The sequence below is a fragment of the Advenella kashmirensis W13003 genome, from assembly GCF_000506985.1.
In the GTDB taxonomy this organism is placed as follows: Bacteria; Pseudomonadota; Gammaproteobacteria; order Burkholderiales; family Burkholderiaceae_B; genus Advenella; species Advenella kashmirensis_A.
Window position 1 is genome coordinate 260,142 of record NZ_KI650982.1, and the last position, 13,413, is coordinate 273,554.

The window sequence follows — 13,413 nt, forward strand, 5'->3', positions numbered from 1 at the left end:
GGTGCGATCGCCCGGGATCTGCCTATGCCAACTGTTATTGTGATTTACAACTTCTTTGTGTCCAGCCAGCCTGCAATCAACGCCGCGATATCGTCGCTGTTGTCTTCAAGCATGAACATATGTCCATTTCCAGGCATCCCCGCGTCGGCCAGCCACAGATGATCGGCATTCAGATAGTCCGCCAGTTTTCCGTCCACGTGCCTGGGGTGACGCGGATCGCTATCGCCAGTGACAATCAGGATCGGCCGATCAGCAACACGGGCCGGGTCATTCACAGCAAGCCCCCTGCCCCCTATATTGAAGCGTTCATTCAGTATTCTGGCGCTCTCGGCGACAATGGATTTACAGTAGGCGTCCATTCCGCATTGAGGAAAACGCGCAGCATTGGCCCAGAAATTTTTGATAAATGGCTCGTCTACATATACCGGGGCATCTTCTGGCGAATAGACCGGACAACCGGCAGACTCATCGTTTCGCAGCGCCTCGATGGCAGCCCGGTCGTCAGGCAATGGTTTCTGGATATTGGCCGGTGGCCCCGGCGCCAGGCCCACGACAGCCACCACGCTTTCCGGGCATTGCTCGCACAGCGCCCAGGCAATGGGCCCGCCTGCCGAATGCGCCATCACAATGGCTGGGCCGATGGATTCGAGCAGTACTGCAATGGCATCTGCAATGTCCGTTGCCGATAATGTATGAAATGAGGCCGAGGCGGGCGAACGCCCGTGGCCAGGCCAATCCACCACAAAAACAGCATGCCCGCGCTGCGCAAAATAGAAGGCCCAACCCGGCCTGCCATCAGGTGTGGCAATGTAACCCGAGCCGGTGTGAAATGCCCCATGCAACATGACAATCGGCATACGCCCACCAATCGCGTTCGTCGGTTCAATATAATCAACGTACACCGGATGTGTTCGGGTGCCCGAATAAAAGCATCTGGGTAAGGTGGCAACAACAGGCGGTAAGTTGTCAGACACGGCGTTCGGTTTGTTCATTTCTCCTCCGGGCGCTGATTTTTCAGGATTATTTTCCGATCAGTGTAATGGCAATTAGTACCATATGCAACCAATTTCCAAAATATCAAAAATGACTGCGACGACGAACCAAGACCCGGTCTGGTTATAATGGCGCGACCTGACTACTTTAAACGAGAGACAATGGGGCAGAATCTGAGCGATATTCTTGATGGCGTGGCGATCCCCATGGCCTATAAACTCGGCTACATGATCAATAGCTACCGCGAGCCGTCGTTCCGGGCAATTGAAGCCGAATACGGACTCACCCGGCCGGAAATTCTGTCGCTGATTTTTCTTTACTACCGGGATGGCATTTCTGCAGCAGACATTTGTGATTTTTCAGGACATTTGAAAACCAATATCAGTCGGGCTGTGACAGCGCTGGAAAAAAAGAAACTGATTTCCCGCCAGCCACACCCGGAAGACCAGCGTCGCCAGTTGTTGTATATCACCGAAGCAGGTCGCACACTGCATGACCGGTTTATGCCTGGGCTTGTGCTGCGCGAGCAGGACATGATTGCCTGCCTGTCTCAGGCTGAATACCGTCAACTGGAAAAGCTATTGCGTAAATTGTGCAACCATGCCCCGCAATGGAACACACGCCCGTTGGCAAACGACGCCACCGACGCGTCCCGCCTTCCAAAACAACCTGAATGACTGTACCGATTTGCACCGGTGCTCTTTCCAGCGACGCAAGTATCACACCTGAAATACAAAAAGCCCGCACGAGACTAACCGTGCGAGCTTTTGCGTTGACGTCAGTAACGTCAATGGTATTACATGTTTTCGATCATGACCTGACCGAAACCAGAGCAGCTCACTTGCGTGGCGCCTTCAAGCAGACGGGCAAAGTCATAAGTGACTTTCTTGGACAGAATGGATTTTTCCATTGAAGAGATGATCAGGTCAGCCGCTTTAGTCCAGCCCATGTGACGCAGCATCATTTCAGCAGACAGGATTTCCGAACCTGGGTTCACATAGTCTTTGCCGGCATATTTAGGTGCTGTACCGTGTGTGGCTTCGAACATGGCAACGGAGTCGGACAAGTTGGCGCCCGGGGCAATACCGATACCACCGACCTGGGCGGCCAGCGCGTCAGATACATAGTCACCGTTCAGGTTCAGTGTCGCAATGACGGAGTACTCTGCAGGGCGCAACAGGATTTGCTGCAGGAACGCATCAGCAATGGAATCCTTGATGATGATATCCTTGCCGGTTTTGGGGTTCTTGATTTTGCTCCATGGTCCGCCGTCGATCAGCTCGGCGCCGAATTCTTTCTGTGCCAGTTCATAGGCCCAGTCACGGAATCCACCTTCGGTGAATTTCATGATGTTGCCTTTGTGAACAATAGTCACGCTTGGCTTGTCATTGTCGATCGCGTACTGAATTGCCTTGCGAACCAGACGCTCTGTTCCTTCGCGAGAAACGGGTTTGACACCGATGCCGGACGTTTGCGGGAAACGGATTTTCTTGACGCCCAGTTCGTTTTGCAGGAATGCGATCAGCTTTTTGGCGTTTTCGGATTCTGCTTCAAATTCGATACCGGCATAAATATCTTCGGAGTTTTCACGGAAAATGACCATGTCGGTTTTTTCCGGCTCACGTACTGGTGAAGGCACACCTTTGAAATAGCGCACGGGGCGCAGGCAGACATACAGGTCCAGCTGCTGGCGCAGCGCCACGTTCAGAGAACGAATGCCACCGCCGACGGGCGTTGTCAAAGGACCTTTGATGGAAACAACGTAATCCTTGACCGCTTCCAGGGTTTCTTCGGGCAGCCAGACGTCTGAACCGTACACCTTGGTGGATTTTTCACCGGCGTAAATTTCCATCCAGTGAATTTTTTTCTTTCCACCGTATGCTTTCTCAACAGCCGCATCGACTACCTTGAGCATGACAGGCGTGATATCGGCGCCTGTGCCGTCGCCCTCGATATAGGGAATGATCGGCTGATCAGGTACATTCAGAGAAAAGTCGGCGTTGACCGTAATTTTTTCGCCCGATGAAGGGACTTTGATGTGCTGGTAAGACATGCTGGCTCCGTAACCCACAAGTAAAAAACATGAAGACGATCGTTGGATAAACGAGTCTTATATAAGACATACTAGTTTAACTGAAAAACCGCTGTCTTGCGGCGGGAAATCCCCGTCCCCTCACAAAATATGGTAAAGGAAGCCACCCCCTGGCCAGCCACTCAGATCATGGCCTGAACCGGCACTGCCGGCTGCACATCTGTCACGGGGGCCGGGTCCATTTGCGCATCTGCGCGATGGCTTTGCCAGTTCTGCACGGGCGAACCGATCCAGCTGGTATTGGCGGCAATAGACTCACCTTTCATAACCGTACTGAGCGGCCCGATCCGCGCGCCCTGCCCTATGCTGGCGTCGTACAGCACTGTACTGCGTGCCCGCAGGTTGACGCCCTGAGCGATCTGAACCTGTCCTATCTTCATGATGCGATCCTCAAACAAGTGAGTCTGCGGACCGGACAGGCCATTGAGTTCTGCATGGTCGCCGATTTGCACGCAGTCAAATTCAGTGATGTCGGTGGTATCCAGGTAGACGCCCGTGCCGATCCGTACACCCAGCAGCCTCATCAAAAATGGCAAAAAGACGGTTCCGCGCAGGTAATTTAGAAAATTGGAGACGGCCATGGACTCGTATACATTCGTCACCGCCTCGCTGATCCATACATACAGGGACCACATGGGCGCCGAACGCGGCCGGTAACGGCCAAGCAGCAACCATTTGAGCAACACCACCAGCACGAACGATCCCACCCCATACAACAGGCCATCGCGAATCAGAGATGGCAGGGACTGCACCAGGGACACCATGGTTTCATAACGCACGACATCGTACACAATCAGATAGCCCGAACAGATTGTGAAGGCCATTGGCAGCACAATGCGCAGGGATTCTACCAGCGCTCGCCCAGCCCGCCTTGCGGCTGTCGGACGAAAAGTGGACCGCTCGTCGAACTGCACCTGCATTTCCCGGGCAGGCAGGATAATGGGTGGCGAACCGAACCAGGTGTCGCCCGGCTTCATCTGAGCACTGTCCGGCGCGCGCGTCTGTACGCCGATCAGTACATTGGGCGCTACCACCGTGCCGTCGGGCACATACGCGCCATTGCCGATAAAACTGCGATGACCGATCATGGTATTGCGAATGGTCATCCAGCCGCCATCCACTTCATCATCGCCGAGCATAACCGCATCGGCAATGAAGGCATCGTCGCCCAGGGTCAGCATATTGGGTGCGGCACCCATAATCGTTGAAATTTCTGCATTTTTGCCGATACGCGCGCCCAGCAGCCGATACCAGGAGGAAGCGAACACCGTGGCGTAGACACCATGCAGGGTATGTAAACTGGCAGCCTGAATCTGGTTGATCAGCCACTTTCGATAATACAGACTGCTGTAGACCGAATAGCGCCCTGGCTGCATTTTAGGCAATGCCAGCCAGCGCACCAGCGCAGACAACAAGGCCGTAAACAGAATCAGCACAAACGAAGCCGGCACGGCAATCACGAAATATTTCAGTCCCGATAGCAGAAAATTGCCATAGTCGAAATTCGGATCAACCAGATCAATAAAAATAAAAGTCGGAAACAGGGGCGTGAAAAACAGCAAGGCAATAAAAAGACTGCCACAGCAAAAGAACAGCCATTCGAAGGCGATTCGCGCAGCGCCTGGACTCGGCCGCGGAGGCAGCTCGGAACGATACACTGTAGCAATGCGTCGCGATGGCGACCCTTCCCATACCTCGGCGCGGCCGATCTGTTGCCCGTCATAGAGCGAGGACAAACCGTTCAATCGGCCTTCCTGCGCAATCGTGGTATTGCCTTCCAGAACACAATAGGACCCCACGTAGGCGTCGCGACCAATAAACGTTGCACCCAGCACCAGTTCGCCGTTTTCAACCCTGGCGTTTTCAATGTGAACGTCGGCGCCGATGCTGGCCCCGCTTTCAATAGTCAGCAAAGACGGCACACGCACCGTCATGGAACTGAGCATCACTTCGCTGCCGATGCGCGCTCCCATGCATCGCAGATAGGCGGCATAAATGCGCGTCCCCGCAATCAGGTAAAGTGGTGCCACATTACTCAGCCGATCCGACAGCCACCAGCGAAAAAACGTCCAGCCCCAAAGTGGATACCGGCCCGGCTTCATACCGGCAGTCAGCAGTTGCCTGCCAAGGATGGCCAGCACGAAACTGAGCAGATACACAAGAACAAAGACGACAAACGACATCCCAATGGCATGCCAGGTATTGTCGTACATCTCGCCGGTCAGATTGTGATAGGTAAAAAACGGGGCTAGCCACTGCATGATCGATAGCGTAATCAGGAACGGAACACAGGCGAACTGGGCAATACCGCAAGCCAGCCGGCGGCGCCAGGTATTGTTCGGCGAAGGGGTAAATGGCGTTTGTGATTGCCCGGCGTGCCGGGCATCCGACTGCTGCATACAACGGGCAATACCCTCTACAGTCCGGCTCTGATAGACATTCTGGACCGTCAGTCCCGCGTAATCCGGCAAGGCGCGAATGCGCGACACCAACCGGGCCGCAAGCAACGAGTGCCCGCCCATATCCGAGAAAAAATCAGCCTGCAAACGGATCGGCTGACCTGGAAATAGCGAATGCAATACGCCAAACAGCGCCTGCTGCGCAGCCGTCCGCGGTTGATCGGATTCCTCAGACGGCGCGTCATGCAGGGTTTTTAACGGCATCTGCGCCAGCGCTTTGCGATCGATCTTGCCGGAAATAAGTCGCGGCACCTGATCCACGAACTCAAAATAAGTCGGGATCATGTAGTCAGGCAAACGGGTTCTGAGGATTTCGCGCAAGGCGCCCGGCGAAAGCAGTCGCTTGTCACCGCCCGGCTCGGCCACGACCCACGCCACCAGTTGATCCAGATCGCCGACCTGTCGAATCAGCACGGCGGCAGTTGCCACGCCGGTCTGCTCGGAAAGCGCCGCTTCGATTTCACCCAACTCAACCCGGAAGCCGCGGATTTTGACCTGATCGTCGGCTCGCCCCAGGCATTCAATACTGCCGCCCGGCAGGATACGTGCCAGATCGCCGGTGCGATAGAGGCGCTCGTTCCCCTCTTGTTCGGAAAAAGGATTGCGCATGAATTTTTCTGCGGTCAGATCGGGGCGTCCCAAATATCCATAAGCCACGCCCGGCCCGAAAATGCACAGCTCGCCGACCTCGTTGATCGGCAAGAGCCCAAGCTGCTCATTGACAACGGCCAGCCCATAGTTGGGCAGCGGCGTGCCAATCGTGACAGGTCTGTCAAGGGCCAGTTGTTCAAGCGTGGCCGAAACGGTCGCCTCGGTGGGTCCATAAGTGTTGAACAGTCGGACATGACCGTTATTGAGCCGGGCAACCAGCGCATCCGGACACATTTCCCCACCCATATTGATGATGCGCAGACTGGCTGGCACGTCGGCGAATAAGGCCAGCAGGGTCGGTACGGCATGCAGGACTGTCACGCCCGCATCCTGCAGTGCCTGGGGCAAGGCAACGGGATCGGCGACCAGGGATTTAGGCGCAAGCCACAAGCTGGCGCCTGTGAGCCAGGAGATCCAGATTTCCTCGAATGACATATCGAAGGCGACTGAAAACCCCTGATACACCAAATCAAAATGCGCTACGCCCAGCATGTGATTTTCACTGCGCAGGAACGGGCAAATATTTTCATGGCGGATCACAATACCCTTGGGCTTGCCCGTCGAGCCGGACGTATAAATGACATAAGCAGGGTCGGAAGGCAACACCCCGTGGCGGCTGAGCAATGCACGCTGTGGTGGATTACTCAACCGGGCCGGCTGCCAGTGGGTAAAGGCGGACGCCATGACAGGCATGCGCAACGGATGATCACTGATAATGCCCCTGGCCGCGGCATCTTCCAGGCACACGGCCACCCGTTCGGCCGGCGCATCGGCATCAAATGGCAACCAGGCCGCGCCCGCCTTGGTAATGGCCAGTTGCGCAATCAGCAGTCGGCTGCCCCGCGCCAGCCACAGCCCGATAATATCGCCGGGCGCGACACCAGCGGCAAGCAAATGATGCGCCATCACATCGGCCTGCTCATTCACCTGTCGATACGTCAGTCGCTGTGCACCGTCTATCAGACAGGTGTGGTCTGGATAGGCGTTCGCACTGGCTTCAAACAGATCCGCCAGCGTCTCGGGCTGCAGAAATTGCGGCATGCAGGGGCCGTGCAAAATCGAAAGATCGGAAGAAAACACGTGGGACCCCTTGCGCCAGGGCGCAAACACACTACATGAAAATGAGCCCTTTCAGGTAACAAGCCCCGGATTGGGCATGTTATGATGAGGCTTGCTTTAAATGGCAGAAATTATGGCGAAGATGCACTGACAGGCAACTTAACAATCTGTTCAAAACGTCTTTGCGCACACAGCAGCTGTTTCCATCTGTTTCATTGTGTATTTTTGCGTCACCCCGCCGCCTGGAACAGGCGAGCTTAAACGCACGGACAACCAGCGGTGCCGCAGGCAGCGCTATTTCGTACACCGATTTCAATTACCCATCTCTATGTTCAATCCTTCCCGCGACCAGGTTCGCCAGTTTTTCACCGATACCTGGAACAAGCATCGTCAGAAACAGATTCTGACGCCAATCGAATCCATGGCGCTGACCTGGATCCTGCAGCATCCGGAATATCACGACGCACTCGAAAATCCGAATGCAGCGCAGGAAGAGTTTTCGGTGGAAAAAGGGCAGGTCAATCCCTTTTTGCATCTGTCCATGCATCTGGCCATCAATGAGCAGGTGTCGATTGATCACCCGCCGGGCATTCGCGCCATCTATGAGCAATTGGCCGCCCGCCACGATGAACACCATGCGATGCATGAAATCATGGAGTGCCTGGGACAAGTCATCTGGGAATCGCAGCGACTGGGCAAACCACTGGATACTGACCATTATCTGGAACTGCTGCGCCAGCATTCAACGCGTCATTAAGAATGGCGCGTGCAAAATAAAAAACCGGAAAAATTAATTTCCGGTTTTTTTTACTATTGCAAGTGCAATGGGGCGCACTGTCTGCAATCTGGGTCCGCGCCTGCGCCATGTGCGCAGACGCTGGCAAGCGCGATTAGTTACGCTTATGCGACAACGGGCCTTTCTGCGTAGACAGCCAGGCGGCAATGTTGACAATATCGGCTGAGCCCAGCTTTTTGATTTCGTTACCCATAATAGGGTTCTTGCGAATATTGGCCGAATTGGGGGCGTTGCTCACACCACGCTGATATGCAGTCAGCGCATGAACCAGATAGTCATCGTGCTGGCCAGCCAATACAGGATACATGGGAGCAATCGTTTTATCGCCGGCGGCGCCGTGACAGGCGACACAACCGTTTTTCTCAAAAGCCGCCTTACCTGCAGCAAGATCTGCAGCCTGGGCGGAAACCATACCCACCAGTGCGCATACGGCACCTGACAATATAATAGAGACGCGTTTCATATCGGTTCCCGGATTATTTTACTTGAGAAAAATAGGCTGCGATGTCCAGCATATCCTGATCAGACAGGCTCTTTGCAATCGCTACCATGGAGGGGAAAGTGCGGGCACCGGATTTATATTCTTTCAGCGCAGCAACGATATAATCAGCGTTCTGGCCCGCAATCATGGGAACCCGGTAAACCTCTGGGAAACTGGCGCGGTATTCAGGAATACCATGGCAGCCGATACACATAGAGATTTTGCCCTTGGCGGCTTCAATATCCCCTTTGGGGGCAGCAGCCTGCTGGGCGAATGCCTGGCTGCCGAAGGCACAGGGAACCACGATGGCGAGCGCAGCAACGGAGCGCTTGAAAGCGGAAAACTTCATATTTTGCTCTTTTGTTAGCGAATGTCGAATGAACTTACCGCAGAACTGCCAGCGGGTCGGATCAGCTTTAAAGCTTCCGATTGTACGACATAATTGATCTAGATTAGGTTAGTATTGATAGTAAGACGCTTAAATCATCCCTATTTTGTTGCAGATTTGAAATGAAACCAAGCCAATCACCACCCAATCCCCGCCGCTTTGCAGGCACCGACCGTTACGTCGCTACCGACGATCTGAAACTGGCCGTCAATGCCGCCCTCACCCTGCAGCGCCCCCTGCTCATCAAGGGAGAGCCCGGTACCGGAAAAACCATGCTGGCCGAGGAAGTCGCGCAGGCCCTGAACTACCCGCTGCTGCAATGGCATGTGAAATCGACAACCAAAGCCCACCAGGGTCTGTACGAATATGATGCCGTCTCGCGTCTGCGCGACTCTCAGCTGGGTGACGAGCGGGTCCGCGATATCGCCAACTACATTCGCAAAGGCGTACTGTGGCAGGCATTCGAATCGGATCTGCCGACCGTGGTGCTGATCGATGAAATCGACAAGGCGGATATCGAGTTCCCCAACGATTTGCTGCGCGAGCTGGACCAGATGGAGTTTCACGTATATGAAACCGGCCAGACCATTCGCGCGCGGCATCGTCCCCTTGTCATCATCACTTCCAATAACGAAAAAGAACTGCCCGACGCCTTTTTGCGCCGTTGCTTTTTCCACTACATTCAGTTTCCTGATCGCGATACTTTGCGCGACATCGTCAAGGTCCACTACCCTGATATCAAGACCGACATTTTGCGTGCCGCCATGGACCATTTCTTTATGCTGCGCGACGCTCCCGGCCTGAAGAAAAAGCCGTCTACGTCGGAATTTCTGGACTGGCTGGCGCTGCTGCTGGCCGAAGACATCGACGCCGCACGCATCGATGCCCACGCATCTACATCGATCCCGATCATGGCAGGCGCTCTGCTTAAAAACGAGCAGGATATCGGCCTGCTGGAACGCCTGTCGGGCCTGGCACGACAGACGCGCCGCTGATTCGCACGCAGCCCCAAAGGTGACCAGCCCATTATGTTTATTGACTTTTTCTATCACCTGAAAAACCACAAGCTGCCGGTATCGGTCAAGGAGTACCTGACCCTGCTCGAAGTGCTGCGCGAGCGCGTCATGCCACCCTCGCTGGACGACTTCTATGTCCTGGCACGCCTGACGCTGGTCAAGGATGAAACATTGTTCGACCGTTTTGACCAGGCGTTTGCCCTGTTTGTCAAAAATCTGCCGGCAACTATGCCCGTAGGGCCCGACATCCCTCTGGACTGGCTCATCAGTCAGATGCAGAAAAACATGACACCCGAGGAAAAGGCGGCGCTGGAAAAACACGGCTGGGACAAACTCATGGAGATGTTCAAGGAGCGCCTGAAAGAACAGAAGGAGCGCCATGCGGGGGGCAGCAAATGGGTCGGAACCGGTGGTACGTCGCCTTTCGGCAACAGTGGCTATCATCCAGAGGGAATTCGCGTCGGCGGGCCATCAGCCGGCAACCGCACCGCAGTCAAGGTATGGGAAGAGCGTCGTTTCAAAGAATATGACGATCAGCAGGAGCTGGGCACACGCAATTTCAAGGTCGCATTACGGCGTCTGCGGCGGTTTGCCCGCGAAGGCGCAGCCGAAGAACTGGATCTGGACGACACCATTCGCAGCACCGCGCGCAACGCCGGTTTTCTGGATGTCAAAATGGTGCCGGAAAGGCATAACGCCGTCAATGTGCTGATGCTGCTTGATGTCGGCGGCAGTATGGATGATCACATTGCGCGCGTTGAGGAACTGTTTTCGGCCTCACGCAGCGAATTTCGCAACCTCGAAGTCTGGTATTTCCACAATTGCCCGTACGAACGCTTCTGGCGCTATGACACCGGCGGGCGGCGCGTCTACACGGACACGTGGGAACTGCTGCGTACCTATAACACGAACTGGCGGGTCATCATCGTGGGCGACGCCACCATGAGCCCGTATGAAATCGTGCATCCGGGCGGCTCGGTAGAACACTACAACAAAGAAGCCGGCGCGGTCTGGCTGGCCCGCATCCTGGACGCCTGGCCCAAGGCCGTCTGGCTCAATCCGGAACCGCAAGCGTACTGGCAATACCGGCAGTCGATTGATGTCGTTCGCAATATCATGCAGAACCACATGTATCCGGTCACCATGACGGGCCTGGAAGCAGCCATGCGGCAGCTGTCAAAATAGTCTGGCCCAAAGCCGGCCGGTGATCGAGGCAACCTGCTGATGCTGACAGGCCGTTAGTCCACGCCCAGAATGACAGTATCCGGGTCAATGTATACCGAGACTTGCCCCCCCTTTCGCAGGAATCCGGCCTCATTCTGATTGATGACCGTGACCAGATAAACCTGTGGGGCAATCTGTATCTCAAGTTCCTGCTGCCCCTGGACGCGGCGCATGCTGCTGATTTGTCCGCTGAATACATTAGGCTGCGCGTGGGGCTCACGAACGAAACGAACCGCCGGTGCCTTGATCAGCATATAAACCGCCACCCCCGATTTCAACCCCAGCGCAAGCGTGCTGGCATGCGTGATATTGACACTGACTACGAGCGTATCATGCAAACGCACGCTGATCTCATCACGGATACCCGTACGCCGTATGGACGCGACCGTGCCCTGCAAATGATTGCGGGCACTGGTCTTGCGCAAAGGCAAAGGACGGGGCGGCAGGGAACCGACGGCTTCCAGTTCAACTTCAGGCCCGGTTGCGTGATCCTGCTCTCTGCGTACCTGTTCGTAATATCGCAAGAGCGCGTGCCCGCTTTCGCTCAACAAGGTGCGTCCACCACCACGCCCACCTTTGGCGGCAATGATGACCGGCTGACCAAGACGGGCTTGCAGCTTGCGCAAGCGATCCCAGGCCGTTTTATAGGTTACTTGCGCGGCACGGGCCGCTGCCGTAATTGAGCCCAGTCGGTGCACATGCCCCAGCAGTTGCAAGTCGCGTTCGTCCGCAAGGGCGTGCTGCTCTACACCGAATCCGATGGCGGTGCGCACATTCAACCGTGTGGCCGGACGGCCCTCTGTTTCAGTTGCTGCGCCGCCGCCCTTGGTCATGCTGCCTCCTGTTCATGAATACGCCCATTATGAACATGCAATACAAGATCGCCAAACGCCTCCACATCCATGGGGTCGTGCGTCACCAGAATCAGTGGGAATTGCAATTGTGATTGCAGTTGATCAATTTCCTGACGCAGGTGCTTGCGCAGATTGGTGTCCAGTGCAGAAAAAGGTTCGTCCAGCAAAAGCAGGCGCGGACGACTTGCCAGAGCACGAGCCAGCGCCACACGCTGTTTCTGCCCGCCTGAAAGCTGCTCGGGATACCGGGAGGCATAAGGCGTCATATGCATTTTGTCGAGCCACTCATCGGTTTCTTCACGCCAGGCATTGCGCGATGGGTTAAGCAGGCCGCGGCTCATACTGAAGGCCACATTCTGTCTCACGGTCAGATGTGGAAACAGCGCATAGTCCTGAAACAGATAGGATATATGACGCTCTTGCGGTGTTTTGTTGACTCCCGATGCGGAGTCGTAAATCAGTTCATGATTGATTGCCACCCGGCCACTGTCCGGTGTAGCCAGTCCGGCCAGAGCACGCAAAATCATGCTTTTGCCTGCACCCGAGGACCCCTGGATCACGACGCGGCGCGATTGCAGGGTGAAATCCACGTCCAGCGTGAACCCATGCAATTGGCGCTGCAATTTTTTGCGTAGTGAAACATCAAGCTGAAACGGCGACATGGATTCACTCATATCAAAACCGGCCTTTGATATCGGACTCTAACAAACTCGCAAGTGTATTCATTGTGACTCCAGGCGACGGGGTGCCAGATAGCGTGCAGAAAACAGAATAATAATACACACAATTGAAATCACCACCACAATGAAATTGGCCTGCGCCTCGGCGCCTGCCTGCACCGCTTCATACACAGCGATGGACAGCGTTTGCGTTTTTCCAGGAATATTACCCGCAATCATGAGCGTGGCGCCAAATTCGCCCAGCGCCCGCGCAAACGCCAGCAACAGGCCGGCAAGAATTCCGCGCCAGGCCAGGGGCAGTGTCACCCGAAAGAACAGCGCAAGCTCGGACAGACCCAGCACGCGCGCCGCATCTTCATAGTGCTGGTCAACACTCTCAAAAGCGGCGCGAGCAGGCTTGAACACCAGTGGAAACGACACGACCGCCGCCGCCACGACTGCCCCCTGCCAGGTAAAAATCAGTTGAATGCCGAACCACTCATCCAGATAGCGCCCCAGCCAGCCATAGCGGCCGAGCAGCACAATCAGATAATAACCAAGAATGGTCGGCGGCAACACCATGGGCAGTGTCAAAATGGTATCCAGCAAATCGCGCCCTGGAAACGAACGACGTGCCAGAAGCCAGCCGGTGCCGATGCCCAGCACAAGGTTAACCAGGATTGCAAGACCTGCAACCTTCAGGGAAATCAGAAGTGGGATCCAGACAGGTTCCACGAGCAG

12 protein-coding genes are annotated in these 13,413 nt (G+C 55.3%); 4 read left to right on the top strand and 8 right to left on the bottom strand.

Annotated features, from left to right (window positions below):
- Positions 1 to 44: 44 nt before the first annotated feature.
- Positions 45 to 992 (bottom strand): alpha/beta fold hydrolase, encoded by a 948-nt coding sequence (locus W822_RS43205; RefSeq protein ID WP_024007038.1) that lies wholly within the window; start codon positions 990 to 992, stop codon positions 45 to 47.
- 162 nt (positions 993 to 1,154) lie between these two features.
- Between W822_RS43205 and W822_RS0124090 the strand changes: the two genes are divergently transcribed.
- Positions 1,155 to 1,670 carry a MarR family winged helix-turn-helix transcriptional regulator gene (locus tag W822_RS0124090; RefSeq protein ID WP_051401847.1) on the top strand — a complete coding sequence of 172 codons (516 nt, stop codon included), beginning with the start codon at positions 1,155 to 1,157 and terminating at the stop codon, positions 1,668 to 1,670.
- Positions 1,671 to 1,789: 119 nt separating this feature from the next.
- Here the strand turns inward: W822_RS0124090 and icd are convergent, their stop codons facing one another.
- A complete protein-coding gene (gene icd / locus W822_RS43210) occupies positions 1,790 to 3,046 on the bottom strand; it encodes an NADP-dependent isocitrate dehydrogenase (protein ID WP_024007040.1) in 1,257 nt (418 codons plus the stop codon).
- Positions 3,047 to 3,207: 161 nt separating this feature from the next.
- Positions 3,208 to 7,275 carry a Pls/PosA family non-ribosomal peptide synthetase gene (locus W822_RS43215; protein ID WP_367379372.1) on the bottom strand — a complete coding sequence of 1,356 codons (4,068 nt, stop codon included), beginning with the start codon at positions 7,273 to 7,275 and terminating at the stop codon, positions 3,208 to 3,210.
- A 307-nt stretch (positions 7,276 to 7,582) separates the two neighbouring features.
- Between W822_RS43215 and W822_RS43220 the strand changes: the two genes are divergently transcribed.
- Entirely contained in the window at positions 7,583 to 8,011 is a 429-nt protein-coding gene (locus W822_RS43220; protein ID WP_024007042.1) for a DUF1841 family protein, read from the top strand.
- Between the two features lie 133 nt (positions 8,012 to 8,144).
- On the opposite strand, the gene W822_RS43225 is transcribed toward W822_RS43220, so the two are convergent.
- Both W822_RS43225 and W822_RS43230 read right to left on the bottom strand, forming a co-directional pair.
- Positions 8,145 to 8,513, bottom strand: coding sequence for a c-type cytochrome (locus tag W822_RS43225; protein WP_024007043.1), 369 nt, complete (start codon positions 8,511 to 8,513; stop codon positions 8,145 to 8,147).
- A gap of 13 nt (positions 8,514 to 8,526) precedes the next feature.
- The gene (locus W822_RS43230) at positions 8,527 to 8,880 is read right to left on the bottom strand and encodes a c-type cytochrome (protein ID WP_024007044.1); all 354 of its coding nucleotides are present in this window, start codon (positions 8,878 to 8,880) and stop codon (positions 8,527 to 8,529) included.
- 161 nt (positions 8,881 to 9,041) lie between these two features.
- On the opposite strand from W822_RS43230, the gene W822_RS43235 reads away from it, so the two are divergent.
- Complete coding sequence (locus W822_RS43235) at positions 9,042 to 9,914, top strand: AAA family ATPase (RefSeq protein ID WP_024007045.1); 873 nt, start codon at positions 9,042 to 9,044, stop codon at positions 9,912 to 9,914.
- Between the two features lie 33 nt (positions 9,915 to 9,947).
- A complete protein-coding gene (locus W822_RS43240; RefSeq protein ID WP_024007046.1) occupies positions 9,948 to 11,120 on the top strand; it encodes a vWA domain-containing protein in 1,173 nt (390 codons plus the stop codon).
- A 53-nt stretch (positions 11,121 to 11,173) separates the two neighbouring features.
- On the opposite strand, the gene W822_RS43245 is transcribed toward W822_RS43240, so the two are convergent.
- From W822_RS43245 to modB, 3 genes are read right to left on the bottom strand one after another with little or no spacing between them, the layout of a single operon-like run.
- Entirely contained in the window at positions 11,174 to 11,992 is an 819-nt protein-coding gene (locus tag W822_RS43245; RefSeq protein WP_024007047.1) for a TOBE domain-containing protein, read from the bottom strand.
- Positions 11,989 to 12,687, bottom strand: a complete 699-nt coding sequence (locus tag W822_RS43250; protein ID WP_437177161.1) for a sulfate/molybdate ABC transporter ATP-binding protein — start codon at positions 12,685 to 12,687, stop codon at positions 11,989 to 11,991. The genes W822_RS43245 and W822_RS43250 overlap by 4 nt, the downstream gene beginning before the upstream one ends.
- A gap of 48 nt (positions 12,688 to 12,735) precedes the next feature.
- Complete coding sequence (gene modB / locus W822_RS43255) at positions 12,736 to 13,407, bottom strand: molybdate ABC transporter permease subunit (RefSeq protein WP_024007049.1); 672 nt, start codon at positions 13,405 to 13,407, stop codon at positions 12,736 to 12,738.
- Between the last annotated feature and the right edge of the window lie 6 nt (positions 13,408 to 13,413).